The sequence below is a fragment of the Barnesiella sp. An55 genome, from assembly GCF_002161555.1.
Taxonomy (GTDB): domain Bacteria; phylum Bacteroidota; class Bacteroidia; order Bacteroidales; family Barnesiellaceae; genus Barnesiella; species Barnesiella merdipullorum.
Genome location: NZ_NFHZ01000003.1, coordinates 1 through 23,952, shown reverse-complemented (window position 1 = coordinate 23,952; position 23,952 = coordinate 1). Strand labels below are relative to the sequence as shown.

The following is a 23,952-nucleotide window of genomic DNA, read 5'->3' as shown; positions in this document are numbered from 1 at the left end:
GTTTAGTTGACGAGGCTATCGACCGACCGGAACATGCGGTTGAAGCGGATTTTTCCGCTGAACAGACCTTTGTCCTTGTCGAGCGAGAGGAATACAAACATAGGTTTGCCCACGATGTGGTCTTCGGGTACAAAGCCCCAGTAGCGGCTGTCGGCCGACTTGTCGCGGTTGTCGCCCAGCATCATGTAGTAGTCCATCTTGAAGGTGTAGGAGTCGGTCTCCTGGCCGTTGATATAGATTTTTCCATCCTTCACTTGCAGGGTGTTGTGCTCATAAGCAACAATGGGCCGCTCGTAGATGGGCAGGTTTTCGAGGGTGAGTTTGAGGGTGGCACCCTTCTTGGGAATCCACACGGGGCCGTAGTCCGAGCGGGTCCAGGTGTTCGAGGCTACCAGCGGGTAGGTCTGTCCGCCCAGGAATCCGGGCTCTTCAACTATCTGCTCGATCGACGAGTCTTTCTTCATCTCCTCGATCATGGCCTGCGTCAGGGGGAGTTCATAGACGGGGTTCATGCTGCCGTCGGGGTTGGGGGTGATGCCCCAACTGGTGAGGTTCATGCGGGCGTTGACACTCGATATGTCGAGGGGTACACGGTCATCGACACTGATACCCCACTTCTCGAAGTCTCTGTTTTCGAGGTAACGACCGTTGGTCTTTACCAGGTAGTTGAGCTGCATGTGTTTGGGGCGGGGCTGCTTCACACCGTCGATATAGATATCGTTTTTGACAATGCTGAAGGTATCGCCGGGCAGACCCACACAACGTTTCACATAGTTCTCGCGACGATCTACGGGGCGGTAAATGATGTCGCCATAGAGCGCCTTGTTGCGATTGACGGCTTCGCGCCCGTCGTAGAAGCAGAGGGTGTAATAGTCGGGGTTGGGTTGCTTGGTAGCCACGGTATCGCCGGCCGGGAAGTTAAACACCACGATGTCGTTGCGCTCGACCTTGCCGAAACCCTTGAGCCGGTGGTAGGCCCACTGCGGCCACTCGATATACGATTTCGTATTGAGTATGGGCAGGGTGTGCTGGGCCAGAGGGAAGTGCAGCGGAGTGTTGGGCACGCGGGGACCGTAGCTCATCTTGCTCACCAGCAGATAGTCGCCTACCAGCATCGACTTCTCGAGCGACGAGGAGGGTATCTGGTAGTTCTGGAAGATGAAGATGAAGATGAAATAGACCAATACCAGGGCATAGACAATGGCATCGACCCACTCCATGACGGTGCGCACGGTGCGGTTTTTGCTCGTCTTCCACCAGCCCCAGGGGATGTACTGGGTGAGGTAGATGTCGATGAGGAGCAGGAGCCCGAACAGCACATAGTAGTTGTTGAGCCAGATGGTCCAGCCGATATAGATGAGGGCTACGATCGAGAATCGTATCCAGCGGGTCTTTTTGACCTTTTTAAGCCGTTCGGCAAGGCTATATTTCGAAGGCGCTTTTTGATCCATGACAGGGGGTTATTTGAGGAACGAGAAGAGATCTTGCATGGTGAGAAAACCTTTCTTGCCTACGGTAAACTCGGCGGCGATGACGGCTCCCAGGGCAAACCCTTTGCGGCTCTTGGCCTCGTGGGTGATGCGAATCGAATCGACCGGGCTGTCGTAGGTGATGGAGTGGGTACCGGGCACCTCGCCTTCGCGACGGGCTACGATGGGAATGGCATCGGCCGGGGCGGGCAGATTTTCGGTCCACGAATTTTTCGAGTCGAGTTGAGAGATGATATCCTCGGCCAGCGTGATGGCAGTGCCGCTGGGGTGGTCGAGTTTGTGTATGTGGTGAATCTCTTCGAGGCTCACCGAGTATTGGGGGAAGTGGTTCATGATGCTTGCCAGGTATTTGTTGACGGCAAAGAAGATGTTCACACCCAGGCTGAAGTTGGAGGCGTAGAAGAAAGTCTGTCCATGCTCGCAGGCCTCTTTTACCTCGGGCAGATGCTCGAGCCAGCCCGTGGTCCCCGACACGACGGGTATGCCGGCGGCAAAGGCCCGGCGGTAGTTGCCCACAGCCACACTGGGTGCCGTGAATTCAATGGCCACATCGGCGCTCTTGAATTGAGGCGAGTCAAAATCTTCCTGGTTGTCTTTGTCGATGTGACATACAATTTCATGACCGCGGGACAGGGCTATCTCTTCGATGGCGTGTCCCATTTTTCCGTATCCGATAAGTGCTATTTTCATATCAAACTTCTGTTACAAAACATCTCGGTTTGTACCGATTTATTCAACAAGGTTGGTTTAATTTGCATATATGCAGAGACAAAGATAATAAAAGATAGAGAATGGTGAGCGCAAAGGCAGATAAAAACAAAGTTTTAGGTTTTTATTCGTGTCGAACTATCACCTTCTCGAAAGGAATAGAGAGAGTGAAAAACACACGATAGAAAAGTCTGTATGGAGAAACTCATGCAATATGTGTGGCAGCACCGGCTGTTCGATGCGTCGCACCTGACTACGGTCGATGGGCGCAAGGTGCGGGTTATTGACGTGGGTCGGTTGAATACCGATTCGGGTCCCGATTTTTTCAACGCCAAAATCGGGGTCGATGGCTGTGTGTGGGCCGGTAATGTGGAGATTCACCGGCGTGCCTCGGACTGGCGACGACACAACCATCACCTCGACCCGGCCTACGACTCGGTGGTATTGCATGTGGTCGAGGTGGCCGACACCCCGGTCTATCGCACCAACGGCGAGGAGATTCCTACACTGGTTCTTGCCTGTTCGCCCACGTTTCGGGCCGATTACGAGTCGCTGGTTGCCCACTCGCCCCACCAGTCGTGTGCCCGTTTCATAGGCGATTTCGACCCGGTTTTGCTGGCCGACTGGATTTCGTCGCTGGCCGTGGAGCGGCTACAGGCCAAAGCTCAGCGGTTGCACGACTGGCTGTCGCTCTATCGGGGTAGTTGGGAGGAGGTGTGCTATGTGGTGGTAGCCCGCAGCTTGGGTTTCGGTATCAACGGCGACGCTTTCGAGCGGTTGGCCCGCAGTCTGCCGTTGCGTTTCATGCAGAAACATGCCGACTCGCTGTCGCAGGTCGAGGCTTTCCTCTTCGGACAGGCCGGGCTGCTGGTCGAGGGGGTATGTGCGGGCGACGACTATTATGCCCGGTTGACGAGCGAGTATGCCTTCTTGCGAAACAAATTCGGGCTCACGCCCATCAATCTCGACAGCTGGAAATTCTTCAGACTGCGACCGGCCAATTTCCCTCACCGGCGCATCGCCATGCTGGCACAATACATACACCGGGGTTTCAACCTCTTTTCGCGCATTTGCGAGGCGGGTAACGACGAGGAGCTTCGGGTTATTTTCAAGGTCGAGCTTTCGGGCTACTGGACCACGCATTATCTTTTTGGACACACTTCGCCCGAGTCGCATGCGGTGTTGGGCGAGGGGGCTGTCGATATCGTGCTCATCAATGCCGTGGCACCCTTGCTCTATGCCTGTGGCGTTTCTACCGGTAACGAGGCGATGACCGACCGGGCGCTGAGTCTGCTCGAGTCGTTGCGTCCCGAGAATAACTCGATTGTGCGTCGCTTTGCCGCCATGGGTATAGGGGTGACCAATGCTCTCGAGAGCCAGGCGGTGATACAACTCAACAACGAGTATTGTCAGGCTCACAAGTGTCTCTATTGCCGCATCGGGCACAAGTTGCTTTCACGCTCGGCTTTGAGACGATAGCCTTCTGTTCGTGGAGAACCTTTCCTCCCCCCAAAAAAAGTACCCGTGACGGGCGAAGGGGAGATCGCGAGCCACGGGTAGGGTCGTATGAAAAGATAGGTAGTTTTGTTTCGGTGCAGTTAATAGTTCTCTCGGGCGGGTTCGAAGAAGGCGCGCGGTTCGAGACAGGCCGGGCATCGGGCCGGGGCCACGGTACCTTCGTAGATGTAGCCACAGTTGCGGCATTGCCAGCGGATAGGAGTATTGCGTTTGAAGAGGGTGTCGTCGTTGAGCCGCTCGAGCAATTTGCGGTAACGCCATTCGTGGAAGTTCTCGACCTGTGCAATCATCTTGAAGGCAGTAGCCACATCCTTGAAACCTTCGTCGGTAGCCACCTGCTCGAAGTCGTTGTAGAGGTCGCTCCATTCGAGGCGTTCGCCCTCAGCTGCTTCGAGCAGATTTTCGGCCGTGGTACCTATGCGTCCGGCCGGGTATTCGGCAGTAATCGAGACCATGCCCCCCTGCAGAAACTTGAAGAAACGGGTGGCGTGGGCCAACTCCTGTTCGGCCGTTTCGGCAAAGACGGCGCTTATCTGTTCATATCCCTCTTCTTTGGCCTTGCGGGCAAAGAGTGTATATCGGTTGCGGGCCTGCGACTCGCCGGCAAAGGCTTTGAGCAGGTTTTGTTCGGTTAGGGTTCCTTGAATCGATTTCATAGTGGCAATTTGTTTTTGTACAGTAAGAACAAACGGCCCGTGAAAAGGTTCAGAAAAAACGAATGGAAAAGATTTTTTCTCTTAAAAGGGGTAGGGGTGATAAAACGAAAACGGGTTCGGCACAGTTGCCGAACCCGTTTCGTCATTAGGTTAGTATCTGTTTTTTTATTTCTCTTTCATCTGCTCTACGGTAACATAAGGCGTATTGGTGTTCTGGAAGAGGAAAGCGTAGCAATCGGTGGCCTCGTCGATGCGTTTCGACACCGGCTTGCCGGCTCCGTGTCCGGCTTTCGAGTCGATGCGGATGAGAATGGGGGCATCGCCGGCCTGGGCATATTGCATCTGAGCCGCAAACTTGAACGAGTGGGCCGGTACTACCCGGTCGTCGTGGTCGGCGGTGGTGATAAGTGTGGCGGGGTATTTCTCGCCCTTTTTGATGTTGTGCAGCGGCGAGTATTTATAGAGGTATTCAAACTGCTCGGGGTTGTCGCTCGAACCATACTCTACAACCCATCCCCAACCAATGGTGAATTTGTGGTAGCGGAGCATGTCCATCACCCCTACACTGGGCAGGCACACGGCAAAGAGGTCGGGGCGCTGTACCTCGCAGGCACCCACAAGCAGACCGCCGTTCGAGCCACCGGCAATGGCCAGCTTTTTCGACGAGGTATATCGGTTATCGATGAGGTATTTGGCTGCCGAAATGAAGTCGTCGAATACGTTCTGTTTGTTCTCGAGCATGCCGGCCTTGTGCCACTTCTCGCCATACTCGAGGCCTCCGCGCAGTGTGACAAATACATATATGCCGCCCTGCTCCATAAACATGATCGACGAGGGGCTGAACGACGGGGTGAGGTTTATCTGGAAACCGCCGTATCCATAGAGGTAACAGGGGTTGTTACCGTTGAGTTTCAGCCCTTTCTTGTACGAGACAAACATGGGCACGCGTGTGCCGTCCTTGCTGGTGAAGAATATCTGCTCGGTGGTGAAATCGTCGGGGTTGAAGGCAACCTCGGGGCGCAGATAGAGTGTCGATTTTCCGCTCTCGATGTCGAACGAATAGCTGGTTGCCGGGGACGTGAAGGTGGTAATCGAGTAGTAGAGCTGGGTATCCTCCTTCTCGCCGTTGAACCCGTCGATCGTGCCGATGCCCGGCAGGGTAACCTCGCGAATGAGCGAGCCGTCCATGCGGTATTGGTAAACCTTGTTTTGGGCATCTTCGAGATAGACGGCCATCAGGCAACCGCCGGCTGCGCTTACCCGTTCGAGCAGAGTCTCTTTCTCGGCAATCACCACCTCGCGTTTCGAGGGGTCGTTGAGGTCGATTTTGATGAGGTTATAGTTCTCGGCCCCCTCGTTGGACATGACATAGAGCTGGTCGTTCTCGCACTCGACGATGCTGTAGTCGTGGGTGAATCCCTGGAGCAGCACGTTGAACGAGGAGTCGGTGTTTCGCTTGTAGAGTATCTCACTGCCCGACGTTCCCTCCGACGACGATATGAAAGTCCAGCGGCTGTCGTCGCTCTCCCAGGCCGAGAAGTAGCGCAACGGGTGTTTCGGGTCGGTATAGACGAGGCGGTCGGCACTTTGGGGGGTGCCTACTTGGTGATAATAGACTTTTTGATATTCGTTCTTGGAGGTAAACACGCCATCTTTGGGCTCGTCGTATCGGCTGTAATAGAATCCTTTGCCGTCGGCACTCCAGGTAGCTCCCGAGAATTTGGCCCACTTGATGCAGTCGTCGAGCTGGCGTTTGCTTTCGGTCTCCATGACGTGTATCTCAACCCAGTCCGAACCCGAAGCCGCGGTGGCGAAAGCGAAATATTTGCCGTCTTTCGAGAATGAGGTGGAGGCCAGGGCTACGGTTCCGTCGTCGGACAGTTGGTTGGGGTCAAGGAACACTTCGGCTTCTGCCCCCTGGCTTGCCCGGCGATAGATGACGGCCTGGTTTTGCAGTCCGTCGTTGCGCGAGAAGTAGAGCCAATCGCCCTTTTTCGTGGGGGCACTCTCTTGGGGATAGTTCCACAACTCGGTCAGTCGGTCTTTGATGGCTTGGCGGAAGGGAATCTTCGACAGGTAGTCGAAGGTCACTTCGTTTTCGGCCTTCACCCAAGCGGCCGTTGCCTCAGAACTGTCGTTTTCGAGCCAACGGTAGGGGTCGGGCACTTCGGTCCCGAAGTAGTTGTCGGTCTCGTTGCCGCGTTCGGCTTCGGGATAAGGCAGGTGTTCTATTTTCATAACTTGTTTGCAACTGGAAAATGTGGTCATCGCTATGGCCGTTAGGGCGACCGGGATGAGTCGATTTTTCATCATCATCTGTTTTTTTAGAATTTGTTACCTGTTTAGTTGATAAACCCCTCAAAAAGTCGGCGTATCGGGCTCTTGAGGGGTCTATGTATTTTCTATCTCGAACAGCGGCCGAACCGCTGCGGGATTACTTGTGAGGCGTGGTATCGGGGTGCGGATAGTCGATGGTGTAATGCAACCCTCGGCTCTCCTTGCGGTCCATGGCCTGGCGCATGACCAAATAACCGGTATTGATCATGTTGCGCAACTCGCAAATCTCTTTCGAGGCTTTGCTGCGCTTGAAGAGGCTTTCGGTCTCTTCGTAGAGAATATCGAGGCGGTCCCAGGCTCGTTTGAGGCGCAGGTTGGAGCGGACGATACCCACGTAGGTACTCATGATTTGTCCTACCTCTTTGACGCTTTGGGTGATGAGCACCATCTCCTCGGGCGACTGGGTTCCCTCGTCGTTCCACTCGGGGACGTTCTCCTGGTAGGAGTAGTTGTCGATGACCTTGAGGCTGTGTTTGGCAGCGGCATCGGCATAGACCACGGCTTCGATAAGCGAGTTTGAGGCCAGGCGGTTACCACCATGCAGACCCGTGCAGGCACATTCGCCCACGGCATAGAGGCGGTTGATCGACGAGCGGGCGTCGAGATCGACCTTGATTCCGCCACACAGATAGTGGGCTGCGGGGGCTACGGGTATGTAGTCGCGGGTAATGTCGATGCCCAGGCTCAGACACTTCTCATAGATGTTGGGGAAGTGTTTCTTGGTCTCTTCGGGGTCTTTGTGGGTGACGTCGAGATAGACGTGGTCGTCGCCCCGGTTTTTCATCTCGTTGTCGATGGCGCGGGCCACGATGTCGCGGGGAGCCAGCGACAGACGGGGGTCGTACTTCTGCATGAACTCTTTGCCGTCGAGGGTGCGCAACACGGCGCCGTATCCGCGCATGGCCTCGGTAATGAGGAACGAGGGGCGGTCGCCGGGGTGGTAGAGGGCTGTGGGGTGGAACTGGATGAACTCCATGTCCTTGACGGTGCCCTTGGCCCGATAGACCATGGCGATGCCGTCGCCGGTAGCCACGAGCGGGTTGGTGGTGGTCTGGTAGATGGCACCCACGCCGCCGGTAGCCATGAGGGTTACCTTGGAGAGGAATGTATCTACCTTGCCGGTATTGAGGTCGAGCACATAGGCACCGTAGCACTCAATATCGGGGGTCTGCCGGGTAACGGTTACCCCCAGGTGGTGCTGGGTGATGATTTCGATGGCAAAATGTTTTTCGAAGATGGTGATGTTGGGGTGTTGTTTGACGGCCTTGATGAGGCTGTCTTGAATCTCGGCCCCGGTATTGTCTTTGTGGTGGAGGATACGAAACTCGGAGTGGCCACCCTCGCGGTGCAGGTCGAACTCTCCTTTTTCGTTTTTGTCGAACTCGACGCCCCATTTGATAAGTTCCTTGATTTGTGAGGGAGCCTCGCGCACTACCTTCTCGACAGCGGCGCGGTCGCTGAGCCAGTCGCCGGCAATCATGGTGTCTTCGATATGATTTTCGAAGTTATCGACCAGGGTGTTGGTGACCGAGGCCACGCCACCTTGGGCGAAATAGGTATTGGCCTCTTCCAGTTCGGTCTTGCAAATGAGGGCTACTTTTCCTTTGTGTGCCACTTTGAGGGCAAAACTCATTCCGGCGATACCGGAACCGATGATTAAAAAGTCGAATTTTCGTATCATCTCTCTTTCTTTTTGTGGAGGGAATACGGGATTGTTCTGCATTTTTCTTTGCACAAAGATAGAAATAATTGCAACAAAATGTACCTTTGCGCCCAGATTCTGTGTAGAATAGCCGCCCGGGTAGAAAAAAGGGTCGGGTAGGGCGAAAAAAATGAATCTGAAATAGGGGAAAAACGTTTTGATAACGTTTTATAAATGAGAATTTTATTTCTTCCTCTTTGGGAAAATAATGAGAAGGAGAAAAATTTTTCAAACGCATGCAGCAAAATAGGTGTGTAATACATCTATTCTTATGTAAACCAAATTGAGAGTTAAGGAATGATTATAGGATTCGATGCAAAAAGGGCTAACGCCAATTTTACCGGTTTGGGCAATTACAGCCGATTCATGGTAGATACGATGGCTACATATGGCAACGAACACAAGTACCGTATGTATATACCCAAGAAATGCAAGAATGCCTTATACGATTCGCTGTTGAAGCACAAAAACGTAGCTTCGATATTGCCCCGTTCCTTTTTCATGAAAAGTTGCAAGGCGCTGTGGCGCACTTTCTTCATCAAGCGCGGCCTGTTGCAAGACGGTGTGCAGCTGTACCACGGCTTGAGCAATGAGTTGCCCGTAGGGCTTCACCGCACGGGCATACGCAGTGTGGTGACCATTCACGACCTCATTTTCTTGCGGTATCCCCAGTATTATCACCGGTTGGACCGCATGATTTATAATTACAAGTTCAGATATGCCTGTCGCAAGGCCGACCGCATAGTGGCGGTGAGCGAGTGCACCAAGCGCGATATCGTGAAGTTCTATGGTATCTCGCCCGATAAAATCGATGTGGTTTATCAGGGGTGCGACCCCGTTTTTGCCCAGCCGGTATCGGATGCCGAGAAGTCGCGTGTGCTTGCGGCTTATGGCTTGCCCGAACACTTTATCTTGAGTGTAGGTACCATCGAGGAGCGTAAAAACCTGTTGCTGGCCGTGAAGGCTGTCGAGCAATTGGGCGATGTGCATTTGGTGGCCGTGGGCAAGAGTACTGCGTATGCCGATAAGGTAAAGGACTATGTCGAGTCTCATGGGCTGAGCGATCGGGTACATATCATCCACAATTTGAAGTTTGGAGACCTGCCGGTGTTGTATCATCTGGCTACGGCCTTTGTCTATCCGTCGCGTTTCGAGGGATTCGGTATTCCCATCGTCGAGGCTCTCTCGGCCGGAGTACCGGTTATCGCCGCTACGGGTTCGTGCCTCGAAGAGGCAGGCGGGCCTCACTCGATATATGTGGGACCCGACGATGTGGAGGGTATGGTTGCTGCCATGAAGCGGGTGCTGAGTGACGAGAATCTGCGCCGTGAGATGATAGCACAGGGCAAGGTCTATGTCGAGCGGTTCGACCCGAAACGGCTGGCCGACGAGATGAATACCGTGTATCTGAAATGTTTCGACGACAACGCTTCGGGCGAAGACCGTTTCGTGCAGACCTCGTCGAACATACGGAAAAAAATATCGCGATACCTTCCCTTCTTGTAGAAAGAGGAGTGGAGGTTGGGTGCGGCAGCCTTAATTGCCGTGTCTGAGTGTTTGTATATGTTGTTCCCAAAAGGACAACATATTTTTTTTGCTCCATCCGTGGCACCCGAAGGGAAGCCGGTGGCCGTTGAGTTCGTAGCAGGCGGCCGGATTCTTGTCGAACGAGAATTGGAGTGCCTCTTGCCAGTGGGGAATCTTCAGCCGTTCTTCGTGCCGGTTGACCTCGAGGCTCCAAAAGATGTCTTCGTTGTAGAAATCGATGCCGGGATGGCTCAGGTAACGGGCTATCTGGGGTTCCATATCACGGGCCGTGCGGGCAAAGGTGTCGATGTGTCGCAACGACAGGCCGCCGTTGCCCACCCGATAGTAGAGCTGGCTGTAGTCCGAGGCTCCCGAGATGTGGCAGTAGATGCGTTTCAGGCGATTGAAGATGCGGTAGTAGAGTCGGCCATATTTGGGTTTGGGTATCCAGGGGGCTCCTATGTAGTCGTAGCCTCGGGCACACCAGGCGTCGAGTTGGTCGTCGAAGACCCAGGCATCGGGTTGATAGATGAGCATGTAGTCCCACGACTCGAAGGTCTCGTAGAACCGGGGCGACATCATAAGCCGGTTGTAGGCGGCAATGCCCAGGAAACAGCTGTCGGGGAAATCGACAATGAGATTGGGTCGATAGGTTTCGGCCAAGGGTGATGGGTCGAGCGACTGGGGTTTCACGAAGCAGATTTCGTGCGAAGCAAGGACTTTGAAGCATTGGCGTAACGATGCCTGCTCGTAGTCGGTCAGCCGGGTCGTATAGATGGGGATAATGACAATTACTCGCTTCTTGTTCATGATTGGGGCGGATTGGTTATCGAGATGAACTCCTCGGCAAAAGCCTGTCCGGGGAACAGGTGCTCGACCGATTTCAATGCGTTTTTCCTTAGTTCGTCGAGATTGGCCTGTTGCAACTCGATAATTTTCCAGGTCAAGTCATTTACATCGTCGCGAGAGTAGAGGTAACCGTTGTACCCTTCTCGAATGACCTCTTTCCCGAAAGGTTTATCGGGGGCAATGACCGGGAGCCCGCACTTGAGCTCCTCGATGATGGTGCGGCTACTGCACTCAAATCGTGAACACACTATGGCCGCGTCGGCCTGAATCAGATAATCGTTGGGGTGGATGGTGTGCTCGACAATCGATACATTGTGGTCGAGTTTATAATTGTTGATTTTCTCTTTGAGTTCCTGGGCATATCGGCTTTCATTGTCGCCGATGAGTAACAGGTGGGTTTCGGGATACTCCTCGACCACTTTGCGCAAGGCTTCGATGGCAATATGTTGTCCTTTGTTGGGCTCGAAATTCCCCAGCATGCCCAGTGTGAATGGCTGGTCGGCTCGGGGAAGACGAGGAGGAACAGCCTCGATAGGCTGGTATATGACGGCAATCTTTTCGGGCGACAGGTATCGCTTGGCGTAGTAGTTGGCAACAAAGTCGGATGTGACGATGATCTTTTGCGAAAGTGCATTTACCCGGGTGAGGCTATGAGCCTTTCCAAAGAGATAGACGAGGTTGCGAGCCAGTTCGGGTATCTCGTGGACCAGCCAGTCGTGGGGTACCTTTTCGGCTTGTGAAGCAAGAGCCCCGATAGGAGTAGCCAGCGTATTGGTAAAGGTTATCTGTGGTTTTACCCGGCGTATGTACCGGCGGGTCTTGTATATGGCTATGTGCTTGCGCAGATTGAAGAGCAGACGCTTGTGCCATCCGTTTTTAGAGGGGCGCACCAGCCACCAGGGTTGGCGTATGAAGGTATATCCGGCCAGGTAGGGCTGTGCTGTCTCCCACAACTCTCCCCGTCCGGGAAAGACAACGTAAATCTCCCACGAATCGCCGCGGGCCTGTTTGATTCCCTTGATTAAATCCAGCAGATATTGTTCTGCGTCACCGGTGGTTTGTTTTCCATGTGAAAAGAGGAGGATCTTCATCGGGGTTGTCGTTTTTATCAAGGTTAAAGTTATGTCACGGGGATATGGCTTGTCTTGTTGTATTGTCGTCGATTATCGACGTGCGAGGCTGCTGACAACCCCACATCCCGATAGTTTTTCTGTTGAGTTATTACTGTGCTGTTTCTGGTCACAAAGATAGCGATAAATCTTTAAATGCCTGTGTTTCGTGAAGGTGAATGAGCAAAATGAACAAAAATTGTACTGTTGGGAGGTATTTTTCCACTCCCTTTTTAATGGGTATCGACCGATATATATTACCTTTGTCCCCAGAACCCAGATTGCTAAGGCTTTTTTATGATTTCCATCATAGTTTGTTCCATCAATCCTGCCAAAGTTGAAGCGTTTCGAGCCAATGTGCTCGAGACAATAGGTCTCCCCTGCGAGTTTATCTTTTATGACAATCGGGAGACAGGCTACAGCATTACTCATGTGTATAATCTTTGTGCCGAGAAGGCCAAGGGCGAATACCTCTGTTTTGCCCATGAGGATATCTGTTTCAGAACTTCCAACTGGGGTGAGCGCGTTGTGTCGCTGTTGCAGAAACCTACTACGGGAGTTGTGGGTTTTGCCGGTTCGACGGCCAAGTTGGCTACCTATTCGGGATGGGGCTCGATGAAACAATACACGCGCTACAACTATGTGCAGCGCTTTAGAGATGGCTCCATAAAATATTTTATTGCCAACCCCGACAAGGTATCGGCTTCGCCGGTAATCGTGCTCGATGGTATGTGCCTGTTTATGCGTCGGGAGGTGTGGGCCGAGATTCGGTTCGACGAGAAGACTTTCCAGGGCTTCCATCTGTATGACCTCGATATCTCGATGGCCGTAGGACAGAAGTATGTCAACTATGTGATAAATGATGTGCTGCTGGAGCACTTCTCCGAGGGCTCTTACAACAAGGCCTGGTTTGACGACACGGTGAAGTTTCACAAGAAATGGGCCGATCGCCTGCCTTTTTATCTGAAGAAACCCAATCCGGTGGTGGCCTATTTCAGGGAGATAAGGATGTCGTTTCTCTTTATCAGGATGTTGATGAAGAAGCGTGTGGGCAGTTGGGACTTTATCGAGTTCTGCTGTCACGAACACTTCAAGCGCTACTATTGGCACATCAGTTCGCTCAAACTGTTGCAACGACTCTACAAGTACAAGCGGCAATGGCGTCGCGAGGGGTTGTTGTAATCTCTACTCTTTATCCTGTTTTTGCATGTAGTGTTTCCGCTCCTCGGGGGTGAATCGCTCGATGGCATAGCGTAGCATGGTGCGTGGCATCAGTCGGTACCGAGTGTCGAGAAACTGGCACAGGCGGGCTTTGTCTTTTTTCCCCACCTCGCGCAGCATCCAGCCGGTAGCTTTGCGTATGAGATCGTGCTCGTGGTTGAGCAGAAGGTCGGCCAGGGCAAGTGTGTCGTCTATCTTTCCCCGGCGAATCCATTGCCAGGTAGCCACGATGGCGATGCGTTGCTCCCACAAGAGGGGGCTTTGTGCCAGGCGATAGAGTGGGGCATGGTCGCGATGCTCGAGGTATCCGCCCACGATTTGTGTCGCCGAAAGATCGACTAGGTCCCAGTTGTTGATATAAGCGGTATTGGCCAGATAGGTGTTGTATAGGATAGCCCGTTGGTTCTCGTCGCCTCGCTTGAACAGTTCGACCATACACAACAGAGCGGCCAAGCGAAACTCGTGTATGGGGCTGTGCAGAAGTTGGACGATTTCGGCAAGGGGGGTGTCGAGGTATTGCTTGGCAATAGTCCGCAGAGTGGGAACGGGTACCCCGATGAAAATATCGTTTTCGCCATACTCTCCCTTCCCGGTTTTGAAGAAACTCGATAGGATTTTCTTTTTCTCGGGGTTGGCTGCTGCCTGTATCGATTTTTCTATCTCTTGTGCGGTGTGCATGATCTGTCGATTTTTTACAAAAGTAATAAATGTTTTCAGGTTTCCGATTTTCGTCAGATGGTTGCCTGTGATAATTGTTGTTAATAACAATGTTTTTGATTGTTAAAATTACGGTCTTTGGCTGGAAAATTTCTGCATAACGGGTCGATTGGCGGAAAATATTCGATTCTCAAGAGTCTAAATTTTTAATAAATTATTGATAAACAAAGTAATAATGCTGTTTTTGATTGTGCGGAGAAATGTGTGAAATAGAGTGGTTGATGTTGGGGAATTGGATTTCTCTTTTTTAAGGGGTGGATGTTGCACCAGAATGGTTGTTTTTCGAGAAAACGAAGGAGGCTGGGTTGTGTCGAATTTGAAAATTGTATTTTTATTTGCCTCTGCACTCGCCATTCACTATTTTTGTAGAAGATAGGATACGGTTCGGCATAGCCAAACTTGAAAAACAAGTTTTTCCGTTTGTCTCTACACTCACCTTTCACTATTTTTGTCACATGAAATAAAAACTTCAAAACGGTCCTATGGTTCTTAATTACATCTGGATTGCATTTTTTGTCATCGCCTTTGTGGTGGCGGTGGTACAGACCGTGGTGTATGGTAACACGGCCATCTGGACCGATATTATGAACGCATCGTTCTCCTCGGCTCGTAACGCGTTTGACATTTCACTGGGGTTGACCGGTGTTCTCACCCTTTGGCTTGGCCTGATGAAAATAGGTGAGCGGGGTGGTATGGTGGCCGTTTTGTCGCGATTGATCAGTCCGCTCTTTACCCGCCTGTTTCCGGGTGTGCCCAAAGGACATCCTGCACTGGGTTCGATGTTTATGAACGTCTCGGCCAATATGCTGGGTCTTGACAATGCGGCAACTCCGTTGGGGTTGAAGGCAATGAAAGAGTTGCAGGAGCTGAATCCTAAAAAAGACACGGCAACCGATGCGATGCTCATGTTTCTGGTGCTGAACGCGTCGGGACTCACCTTGATACCTATTGGGGTGATGACCTATCGGGCTCAGATGGGGGCAGCCAATCCGTCGGATGTGTTCCTGCCCATCCTCATTGCAACCTTTATGGCAACCTTTGTGGGGCTTCTGGCGTTGTGTATCAAGCAGCGTATCAATATTTTCGATCGGGTGATTTTGCTGTGGGGGTTGGGCCTCACGGCATTTGTTGGCGGGGTGTTTTACTACTTTTCGTCGTTGCCCGAAGAGAAGATTTCGACCTATTCGGCTTTTGCCGCCAACAGTATATTGTTTACGATTATCCTGGCCTTTATCATCTCGGGGCTTGTGAAACGCATCAACGTGTATGATGCCTTTATCGAGGGAGCCAAAGAGGGCTTCAAGACCGCTGTGATGATTATTCCCTACCTGGTTGCCATCCTGGTGGCTATCGGTATATTCAGGGCATCGGGGGCCATGGACTATATTGTCGATGGATTCGCGGCATTTTTCGGTTGGCTGGGTATCGATACCGAGTTTGTGGGGGCCCTGCCTACGGCGTTGATGAAATCGTTGAGTGGTAGCGGTTCGCGCGGAATGATGGTCGATGCCATGTCGTCCTACGGGGTGGATTCGTTTGTGGGTCGGGTAGCTTGTACGGTACAAGGATCGACCGATACCACATTTTACATACTGGCTGTCTATTTTGGTAGCGTAGGGGTGTGCAAGACCCGTTATGCTGTAGGTTATGCCCTGTTGGCCGACGTGATAGGCGCCATATCGGCTATTACGGTCTCTTATTTCTTCTTCAAATAGAATGTGGATGACACGACGTCCCGGCAGCGTATGTCGTGAGGGCGTCGATATAGAGCGGCATAGGATAAGTGCCCGAGCGTAATGAGGGTGTAAATAAACTTGTTTCTGCCCTTGGTTTGCACTATCTTTGCAGGGATATAAGAATATAAAAAGAACGAAGTTATGGCTGTGAGTTATTTTGCCGAAGATGTCAAGATGCCGGCGATAAAGAAGAGAGAGACGACCGACTGGATACGTCGGGTCGCTTCGGGATACGGGAAAAAATGCGGCGATATAGCCTATATTTTTTGCTCCGATGAGAAAATCCTCGAGGTGAACCAAACCTATTTGCAGCATGACTATTATACCGATGTAATAACCTTCGACTATACCGAGGGTGACAAGATAAGCGGCGATATATTTATCAGCGTGGACACGGTTCGTTCCAATGCCGAGCAGTTCGGGACCGATTATGACGAGGAGCTCCATCGCATCATCATACATGGTATTCTGCACTTGTGCGGAATCAACGACAAAGGTCCGGGTGAGCGCGAGATAATGACCCGTCATGAAAACGAGGCTCTGAAACTGAGATAATCGAGAGAATATGTGCGGCCGGAGTGGGGGAGGAGTGTTCCTTCTCCCGGTTGTGGCCGAGGAGAAATAAATACAATGGACTTTAATTATGATGTAATCGTAGTGGGTGCAGGTCACGCCGGTTGTGAAGCGGCGTGCGCTTCGGCCAACTTGGGGTCGAAGACTCTGCTTATCACTATGGATATGAACAAGATAGCCCAAATGAGTTGCAACCCTGCTGTGGGTGGGATTGCCAAGGGACAGATTGTTCGTGAAATCGATGCTTTGGGCGGTTTCATGGGTATTGTTACCGATGAGACGGCTATCCAGTTCAGGATGTTGAACCGCTCGAAAGGGCCTGCCATGTGGAGTCCCCGATCGCAGAGCGACCGAGCTAAATTTATTACGACCTGGCGTTCTATTCTCGAGAATACCGATAACCTTTATATGTGGCAAGATTCTGTAAATCAGATTCTTGTAAAAGATGGGAGGGTTGCTGGCGTAGTGACGGCCATGAATGTGACTTTCACCGCCAAGTGTGTGATACTCACGACGGGCACCTTCATGAACGGATTGATGCACATCGGTCGCACCAAGTTGCGGGGCGGGCGAATTTCGGAGCCGGCATCATACGGTATCACCGAACAATTGGTCGAACTGGGCTTTACGGCCGGCCGAATGAAAACGGGTACTCCGGTGCGAATCGACGGCCGTAGTATCCACTTCGACGAGGCTATCGAACAGCGAGGTGAGAACGACTTTCACAAGTTCTCGTTTCTCGATTTCAAGCCCCGACCGTTGAAACAGCGCAGCTGCTGGACCATCTATACCAACGAGCAGGTACACGATATTCTTCGGGTCGGGTTGCCCGATTCGCCTCTTTATAACGGGCAGATACAGAGTATCGGACCCCGTTATTGCCCCAGTATCGAGACCAAAATCGTTACTTTTCCCGATAAAACGGAGCACCAGCTCTTCCTCGAACCCGAGGGGGAGACGACTCAGGAGTATTACCTCAATGGTTTCTCATCGTCCCTGCCGCTCGATGTACAGGTGCGGGCTTTGCAGGCAATCCCGGCGTTGCGCGATGTGCGCATATATCGCCCCGGATATGCCATCGAATATGACTATTTCGACCCCACACAGTTGAATCATAACCTCGAGACCAAGCAGATTGCCAACCTCTTTTTTGCCGGGCAGATAAACGGGACAACGGGGTATGAAGAGGCCGGAGGGCAGGGTATCATTGCCGGAATCAATGCCCACATCAACTGTCATGGAGGGGAACCCTTCACGTTGGGTCGCGACGAGGCCTACATAGGTGTGCTTATCGACGACTTGGTAACCAAAGGGGTTGATGAGCCCTATCGTATGTTCACCTCGCGGGCCGAATATCGCATCCTGTTGCGGCAGGACGATGCCGATGTGCGGTTGACCGAGCGCTCCTATCGTTTGGGTTTGGCCAAGCAAGATCGTTACGATTTGTTGAAAGAGAAACGGGATAGGGTGGCCCATCTGATACATTTTGCCGAGCACTACTCGATAAAACCGGCTTATATTAATGCCGGTCTGGAGGCTTTGGGCACGACGCCTCTTAAACAAGGAGTGCGGTTGATCGACCTGGTATTGCGCCCGCAGCTCGATTTGTCACAACTTTCACAGCTGGTCCCTGCCTTGAAACGCGAGATGGATACCATAAAAAATCGTCACGACGAGATTGTGGAGGCTGCCGAAATCAAGATGAAATACCAGGGATATATAGATCGTGAGAAGATGATTGCCGAGAAGATTGCCCGACTGGAGCATATTCGCATACGGGGTAAATTCAAGTATAGCGAGATACATGCTCTATCGACCGAGGCGCGCCAGAAACTGGAACGAATCGATCCCGAAACCATTGCGCAGGCTTCACGTATCCCGGGTATCTCTCCGAGCGATATAAACATTCTGTTGCTGCTTTCGGGCCGCTAATGTTTCACGTGAAACAAAATGCGAGAAAGCCTTTGTATAAAAGGGAAAACAAATAAAAAACAAGAATAAAAATGAGTGTAGAGATTATTAAAAGCAAGATTCGCGATGTAGTCGATTTTCCGCAAAAGGGAATTGTGTTTAGAGACCTGACTACTGTTTTCAAAGAGCCCGACTGTTTGCAGGAGCTGGCCGATATGCTCACCCGCATGTATGCCGAGAAGGGGATAACCAAGGTGGTAGGCATCGAGTCTCGTGGATTTATTATGGGCCCCATTGTGGCTACCCGTATTGGGGCAGGCTTTGTGCCGATGCGTAAACCGGGAAAGTTGCCCGCCGAAACGTGGCAGGAGAGTTATACCAAAGAGTATGGTGTCGATGTGATCGAGATTCACAAAGATGCGCTTTGTGAAAACGATGTGGTTCTGCTGCACGACGATTTGCTGGCTACCGGTGGAACGATGCTTGCGGCATATAAGTTGGTAAAACGGTTTAACCCGAAAAAAGTATATGTTAACTTCCTGGTTGAACTGGAATTTTTGAAGGGACGTGAGGCTTTCCCTGAAGATGTCGAGGTAGAGGCTCTCATCAAATATTGATACGGATTGATCGAGAAAAACGAAAATATAAAGAATAAACTGGCCCTTTTACCCGATACACCCGGGGTGTATCAATACTTCGATAAAACGGGCAAGATTATTTATGTGGGTAAGGCGAAAAACCTGAAGCGGAGGGTATCGTCTTATTTCAACAAGGTGCACGATTCGGCCAAGACGAATATGCTGGTGAAGAATATTTATGACCTGCAATATATCGTCGTCAAGACCGAGGAGGATGCTCTGCATCTCGAGAACAGTCTCATCAAGGAGTACAAGCCCCGCTATAACGTCTTGCTCAAGGACGATAAGACCTACCCGTGGATTTGCTTGCGAAACGAGCATTTCCCACGGGTTTTTCTTACCCGCCGGATCAATAAGGATGGCTCGAAATATTATGGCCCTTATGCCAATGTGCATCTGGCCAAGACCGTGCTTGAGCTGATACGCGAGTTGTATCCCATACGCACCTGCAACTATGCCCTTACCCCCGAAAACATCGCCAAAAAACGATTTCGGGTATGTCTGCAATATCACATCAAAAATTGCAAAGGATGCTGCGAGGGGAAGATTTCGGAAGAGGAGTATAATGGATATATCGAGCAGGTGCGTCAGATTCTCAACGGTGATATCCATCAGCTGAGTAAACATCTGCTGGAAGAGATGCAAACCTTGTCGGCCGAACTTCGTTTTGAAGAGGCACAAGTTGTCAAGGAAAAGTATGATTTAATCGAGAAATATAAGGCTAAATCGGTCATTGTAAATCCGGCCGTGCACGAGATCGACGTTTTCTCTTACGACGAGGACGATGGGGTTGCCTTTGTCAACTACATGCATGTGCGGGGTGGGTCGATTGTGCAGAGTATTACTATCGAGTATAAGAAAAAACTCGATGAATCGGCGCCCGAAATTCTTTCGTTGGGTATTGCCGAGTTGCGGTCGCGCTTCGGCAGTAAGGCTCGCGAGGCGCTTGTGCCTTTCCTGCCCGAGTCGAGTTTTGACGATGTCGAGTTTGTGGTTCCGCAGCGAGGCGATAAGAAAAAGTTGCTGGCCGTCTCGGAGCAGAATGTGAAGCAGTATAAAATCGACCGGTTGAAGCAAAGCGAAAAACTTAATCCCGAGCAACGGGTCATGCGGGTACTCTCGCGCATACAGCAAGATTTCAGGCTGCCCGAGTTGCCGTGGCATATGGAGTGTTTCGATAACTCCAATATTCAAGGCACCAACCCGGTGGCTTCGTGTGTGGTCTTCAAGAAGGGTAAACCCTCGAAAAAGGATTATCGCCATTTTGATATCAAGACCGTGGTGGGGCCCGACGATTTTGCTTCGATGCGCGAGATTATCTATCGTCGTTACCGACGTTTGCTCGACGAGGGGGAGGAGTTGCCCCAGTTGATTATTGTCGATGGTGGCAAGGGGCAGTTGAGTGCCGCCTTGGAGTCGCTCGAGACGTTGGGGTTGCGTGGCAAGGTGCCCATTGTGGGTATTGCCAAGCGGTTGGAGGAGATTTATTTCCCGGGCGATTCTCTGCCGCTCTATATCGACAAGAATTCAGAATCGCTGCGAGTTATCCAGCATATGCGCGACGAGGCTCACCGGTTTGGTATCACTTTCCATCGCAACAAGCGTAGCAAGAGTCAGGTAAAATCGGCCCTCGATTCCATCGCCGGGATAGGCCCCAAAACCCGTGAGCAGTTGCTGACTCACTTCAAGAGCGTGAAGCGTATCAAGGAGGCTTCGGAGGCCGATTTGGCTTCGGTTGTGGGGGCTGCCAAGGCGCGAATTCTCAAAGAGTATCTGGATTAGTTTTATATATTTGATATACAGTGTATTATAATTCTTTTTCCGCTCGCCTGTTCCCGGTGAGTGGATCGATTGTGAGGGGGGGCTGAGGTGTGTTGTTGAAATAAAATTTGTTTCTGCCGTCGTTTGTATTATCTTTGTACCTTACCGATTGTTGCCCAATCTACATTATTCCCGGGAATATCGATTGGGGCGGTTTCTGTTCAAAAGAAAGAATAGTTTGATTTCATGAGAGTAGTTGTTCAACGAGTAAAGCGGGCTTCGGTTACGATTGGTGGGGAGCTGCACTCTTCCATTGGTCGGGGGCTCTTGATTTTACTGGGAGTAGAAGAGAGTGATGAACTCTCGGAGCTCGAATGGCTGGTGAAGAAGTGCGCCAACCTGCGTATATTTGACGATGAAAACGGGGTGATGAACCGTTCGTTGCTCGATGTGGGCGGCGAGGCAATGGTCGTGAGTCAGTTCACTTTGTTGGCCTCGACCAAGAAGGGGAATCGCCCGTCGTACATACGTGCGGCAGGTCACGAGGTGGCTGTGCCCATGTATGAGGCCTTCTGCCGGCGTTTCTCGGAGGAGATAGGGCAACAGGTCGCCACGGGTGTTTTCGGGGCCGATATGCAGGTAGAATTGGTAAATGACGGCCCGGTAACGATATGGATGGATACAAAAAACAAGGAGTGAGTGCGATGACGATAAAAGAGGCACAAGAGCAGGTTGATGCCTGGATAAAGAGTGTGGGGGTACGATATTTCAGCGAACTGACCAATATGGCCATCCTCACCGAAGAGGTGGGCGAGGTGGCCCGCATTATGGCTCGCCGCTATGGCGACCAGTCGTTCAAGGCCGGAGAAGAGTCGCAGAGCGATCTGTCGGACGAGTTGTGCGATGTCTTTTGGGTGTTGCTGTGTCTGGCCAATCAGACCGGCGTTGACCTGACTGCCGCCTTTGAAAAGAATATCGAAAAGAAGACTAAACGAGATAAAACAAGACATATCAATAATCCTAAATTGACCAACAATGGATAAATACGAAGAAATGTTGAGTCGGTATAATACCGATTTGGACGATGCTCAGGTTGCGGCTGCCGTAGAGAAAATCGTTCGGGACAATCTGGCCGCAAACAGTACACCCGATGTGTACAAGTTTTTGTTCCACTGCATCGACTTGACCTCGTTGCATACCGAGGACAATACCGAGTCGATTACGCGCATGACCAAGCGAGTAAACGATTTTGAAGAGGAGCACCCCGAGATGGACAATGTGGCTGCCATTTGCGTGTATCCCAACTTTGCCGGGACCGTTCGTGCCAATCTCGACGTGACGGCCGTGAATATTGCGGCTGTGTCGGGTGGTTTTCCCTCGTCGCAGACCTTTACTGAGGTGAAGGTGGCCGAGACGGCTTTGGCCGTGGCCGATGGCGCCGACGAAATCGATATTGTCATCAACGTGGGCAACTTCCTGGCCGGTAACTATGAGGAGATGTGCCAGGAAATCGAGGAGCTGAAGCATGCCTGCAAAGAGTCGCATTTGAAGGTGATTCTCGAGTCGGGTGCTTTGAAGACGGCTTCCAACATCAAGAAAGCCTCGTTGCTGTCGATCTACTCGGGTGCCGATTTCATTAAGACTTCGACCGGTAAAACCGAGCCAGCGGCTACACTCGAGGCAGCCTATGTGATGTGCCAGGCCATCAAGGAGTATTATGAGCAGACGGGTACCATGATCGGGTTCAAACCGGCCGGAGGCATCTCTACGACGGTCGATGCCGTGAAGTATTACTGTGTGGTAAAAGAGGTGTTGGGCGAGAAATGGCTCAACAACGAGCATTTCAGAATCGGTGCTAGCCGCTTGGCCAACAATCTGCTTACCGATATCTGGGGCACTCCTACCAAGTTCTTCTAATCGCTGCGATTGAGCTATTTACGACAAAAGGCCGGGAAACAGTTCCCGGCCTTTTGCGTGATATATCGGCTGTATGGTTGTTTCAGCATCGATTAAATGTAGGTATCGTCATAGGCCATCTTGGCATCGGTAACGAACTGTTTGATCTTCTGCTCCTCGCTTTTGGGGCAGATGAGCAGCACATTATCGGCCTCGGCGATGATGTAGTCTTTGAGCCCCTCGACCACCACCAGTTTGTCGCCTTTCACGGCGATTACATTGTTGGCCGTGTTGTAGAGCAGCGTTTTGCAGCCCTGTGCCACGTTGCCGTCTTTGTTCTTGGGCGAATGGTCATAGAGGGCGCTCCACGAACCCAGGTCGCTCCAGCCGAAGTCGGCACAGAGAACGAACACGTTCGATGCCTTCTCCATGACACCAAAGTCGATCGATATGTTGGGGCAGGCGGCGAAGTTTTCGTCGATAAACTGTTTCTCGGCCGGAGTATTGAACACGTCGTTGTGCTCTTCGAACCGGTTGGAGATATCGGGCAAGAAGCGTTGGAAAGCCTTGATAATGGTCTGTACGTTCCAGATGAAGATACCCGAGTTCCAGAAGAACTCACCGCTCTCGACAAACATCTTGGCAAACTCGAGGTTGGGTTTCTCGGTAAACGTTTTTACCGTCTTGATATCGCCTTCGGCATCTTCGCCTATCTGTATGTAGCCATAACCCGTTTCGGGGCGGTTGGGTTTGATACCCAGGGTGAGAAGAGCCGGATACTTGGCTACGAATTCGAGTCCCTGGTTGATGCAGCGGGCAAACTCCTCCTCCTTGAGAATGAGGTGGTCGGAGGGAGCCACTACAATATTGGCGTTAGGATTGATGGCCCGGATGTGATAAGCAGCCCAGGCGATGCAGGGGGCCGTGTTGCGGCGAGCCGGTTCCAGCAGAATATTCTCGGCGGGCAGCTCGGGGAGTTGTTCTTTGATCACATCGACATAAATTTCGTTCGTGACGATGAAGATGTGGTCTTGGGGGATTATCTTGACGAAGCGGTCGTAGCTCATCTGGAGCAATGAGCGTCCAATCCCGAAGAAATCGAGAAATTGTTTCGGTCTGCTATTTCGGCTGAACGGCCAAAAACGGCTTCCTACGCCGCCTCCCATAATTACACAATATCTATTTTCCATAATTGTGTCGGTTTTTTATGTTAATTCTTCCGCTAATGTAATCTATTTTTTATTAGAAAGATAGACTGGGGAACTTTTTTTGAAAAAAAACAGAGATTATTTGGCACATTCAAAATCTATCCTTACCTTTGCCACGTCTTTTCTGCCCAGATGGCGGAATCGGTAGACGCGCTGGTCTCAAACACCAGTGGATTAACCTCCATGCCGGTTCGATCCCGGCTCTGGGTACTTCAAACCCTTGATAATCAGTTGATTATCAAGGGTTTTTTCTTTTTATCGGGCGTACTAAAAGTGGGCCTAGTCGACAAAATTCAGGATGAAACCTCAGTAAAGCATTGATTTTAATATCTTTGTGAAGATTATTATAAATATGGCACAAAAAATGCTTTTTCTGTGGGTCTTCACATGTGGTC

20 protein-coding genes and 1 tRNA gene are annotated in these 23,952 nt (G+C 51.5%); 12 read left to right on the top strand and 9 right to left on the bottom strand.

Annotated features, from left to right (window positions below; translation table 11 throughout):
* Positions 1-2: 2 nt before the first annotated feature.
* Positions 3-1,451 (bottom strand): S26 family signal peptidase, encoded by a 1,449-nt coding sequence (locus B5G10_RS02425; protein ID WP_087423184.1) that lies wholly within the window; start codon positions 1,449-1,451, stop codon positions 3-5.
* Between the two features lie 9 nt (positions 1,452-1,460).
* Positions 1,461-2,180: a dihydrodipicolinate reductase C-terminal domain-containing protein gene (locus tag B5G10_RS02420; protein ID WP_087423183.1), complete on the bottom strand. Its 720-nt coding sequence runs from the start codon at positions 2,178-2,180 to the stop codon at positions 1,461-1,463.
* Between the two features lie 213 nt (positions 2,181-2,393).
* On the opposite strand from B5G10_RS02420, the gene B5G10_RS02415 reads away from it, so the two are divergent.
* Positions 2,394-3,677 carry a DUF2851 family protein gene (locus tag B5G10_RS02415; RefSeq protein ID WP_087423182.1) on the top strand — a complete coding sequence of 428 codons (1,284 nt, stop codon included), beginning with the start codon at positions 2,394-2,396 and terminating at the stop codon, positions 3,675-3,677.
* Between the two features lie 119 nt (positions 3,678-3,796).
* Here the strand turns inward: B5G10_RS02415 and rbr are convergent, their stop codons facing one another.
* From rbr to nadB, 3 genes are all read right to left on the bottom strand, one after another.
* A complete protein-coding gene (gene rbr, locus B5G10_RS02410; RefSeq protein ID WP_087423181.1) occupies positions 3,797-4,372 on the bottom strand; it encodes a rubrerythrin in 576 nt (191 codons plus the stop codon).
* A gap of 165 nt (positions 4,373-4,537) precedes the next feature.
* Complete coding sequence (locus B5G10_RS02405) at positions 4,538-6,610, bottom strand: prolyl oligopeptidase family serine peptidase (RefSeq protein WP_241147706.1); 2,073 nt, start codon at positions 6,608-6,610, stop codon at positions 4,538-4,540.
* 196 nt (positions 6,611-6,806) lie between these two features.
* Positions 6,807-8,390 carry an L-aspartate oxidase gene (nadB, locus tag B5G10_RS02400; RefSeq protein WP_087423180.1) on the bottom strand — a complete coding sequence of 528 codons (1,584 nt, stop codon included), beginning with the start codon at positions 8,388-8,390 and terminating at the stop codon, positions 6,807-6,809.
* A gap of 318 nt (positions 8,391-8,708) precedes the next feature.
* On the opposite strand from nadB, the gene B5G10_RS02395 reads away from it, so the two are divergent.
* Positions 8,709-9,917 carry a glycosyltransferase family 1 protein gene (locus B5G10_RS02395; RefSeq protein WP_087423179.1) on the top strand — a complete coding sequence of 403 codons (1,209 nt, stop codon included), beginning with the start codon at positions 8,709-8,711 and terminating at the stop codon, positions 9,915-9,917.
* Between the two features lie 30 nt (positions 9,918-9,947).
* Here the strand turns inward: B5G10_RS02395 and B5G10_RS02390 are convergent, their stop codons facing one another.
* Together B5G10_RS02390 and B5G10_RS02385 are read right to left on the bottom strand one after the other, a co-directional pair.
* A complete protein-coding gene (locus B5G10_RS02390) occupies positions 9,948-10,748 on the bottom strand; it encodes a DUF5672 family protein (RefSeq protein WP_087423178.1) in 801 nt (266 codons plus the stop codon).
* A complete protein-coding gene (locus B5G10_RS02385) occupies positions 10,745-11,878 on the bottom strand; it encodes a glycosyltransferase family 4 protein (RefSeq protein ID WP_087423177.1) in 1,134 nt (377 codons plus the stop codon). Before B5G10_RS02385 ends, B5G10_RS02390 begins: the two co-directional genes overlap by 4 nt.
* A gap of 315 nt (positions 11,879-12,193) precedes the next feature.
* On the opposite strand from B5G10_RS02385, the gene B5G10_RS02380 reads away from it, so the two are divergent.
* Positions 12,194-13,078 (top strand): glycosyltransferase, encoded by an 885-nt coding sequence (locus B5G10_RS02380; protein ID WP_087423176.1) that lies wholly within the window; start codon positions 12,194-12,196, stop codon positions 13,076-13,078.
* Between the two features lie 3 nt (positions 13,079-13,081).
* On the opposite strand, the gene B5G10_RS02375 is transcribed toward B5G10_RS02380, so the two are convergent.
* A complete protein-coding gene (locus B5G10_RS02375; protein ID WP_087423175.1) occupies positions 13,082-13,795 on the bottom strand; it encodes a DNA alkylation repair protein in 714 nt (237 codons plus the stop codon).
* Between the two features lie 521 nt (positions 13,796-14,316).
* Here B5G10_RS02375 and B5G10_RS02370 point away from each other — a divergent pair.
* The 8 genes from B5G10_RS02370 to deoC all read left to right on the top strand — a co-directional run bounded on the left by B5G10_RS02370 (position 14,317) and on the right by deoC (position 22,370).
* Entirely contained in the window at positions 14,317-15,549 is a 1,233-nt protein-coding gene (locus B5G10_RS02370; RefSeq protein WP_087423174.1) for a spore maturation protein, read from the top strand.
* Positions 15,550-15,711: 162 nt separating this feature from the next.
* Positions 15,712-16,125: an rRNA maturation RNase YbeY gene (ybeY, locus tag B5G10_RS02365; RefSeq protein ID WP_087423173.1), complete on the top strand. Its 414-nt coding sequence runs from the start codon at positions 15,712-15,714 to the stop codon at positions 16,123-16,125.
* Positions 16,126-16,200: 75 nt separating this feature from the next.
* A complete protein-coding gene (mnmG, locus tag B5G10_RS02360; RefSeq protein ID WP_087423172.1) occupies positions 16,201-18,075 on the top strand; it encodes a tRNA uridine-5-carboxymethylaminomethyl(34) synthesis enzyme MnmG in 1,875 nt (624 codons plus the stop codon).
* Positions 18,076-18,146: 71 nt separating this feature from the next.
* Positions 18,147-18,671 (top strand): adenine phosphoribosyltransferase, encoded by a 525-nt coding sequence (locus B5G10_RS02355; RefSeq protein WP_087423171.1) that lies wholly within the window; start codon positions 18,147-18,149, stop codon positions 18,669-18,671.
* A 6-nt stretch (positions 18,672-18,677) separates the two neighbouring features.
* Positions 18,678-20,474 (top strand): excinuclease ABC subunit UvrC, encoded by a 1,797-nt coding sequence (gene uvrC, locus B5G10_RS02350; RefSeq protein ID WP_087423170.1) that lies wholly within the window; start codon positions 18,678-18,680, stop codon positions 20,472-20,474.
* Positions 20,475-20,699: 225 nt separating this feature from the next.
* A complete protein-coding gene (gene dtd / locus B5G10_RS02345) occupies positions 20,700-21,152 on the top strand; it encodes a D-aminoacyl-tRNA deacylase (protein ID WP_087423169.1) in 453 nt (150 codons plus the stop codon).
* A gap of 5 nt (positions 21,153-21,157) precedes the next feature.
* Complete coding sequence (locus B5G10_RS02340; RefSeq protein ID WP_087423168.1) at positions 21,158-21,496, top strand: nucleotide pyrophosphohydrolase; 339 nt, start codon at positions 21,158-21,160, stop codon at positions 21,494-21,496.
* Positions 21,489-22,370: a deoxyribose-phosphate aldolase gene (gene deoC, locus B5G10_RS02335; protein ID WP_087423167.1), complete on the top strand. Its 882-nt coding sequence runs from the start codon at positions 21,489-21,491 to the stop codon at positions 22,368-22,370. The genes B5G10_RS02340 and deoC overlap by 8 nt, the downstream gene beginning before the upstream one ends.
* A gap of 92 nt (positions 22,371-22,462) precedes the next feature.
* Here the strand turns inward: deoC and B5G10_RS02330 are convergent, their stop codons facing one another.
* Complete coding sequence (locus B5G10_RS02330; protein WP_087423166.1) at positions 22,463-23,539, bottom strand: mannose-1-phosphate guanylyltransferase; 1,077 nt, start codon at positions 23,537-23,539, stop codon at positions 22,463-22,465.
* Between the two features lie 144 nt (positions 23,540-23,683).
* Here B5G10_RS02330 and B5G10_RS02325 point away from each other — a divergent pair.
* Positions 23,684-23,767 (top strand) — tRNA-Leu (locus B5G10_RS02325).
* Positions 23,768-23,952 lie beyond the last annotated feature (185 nt).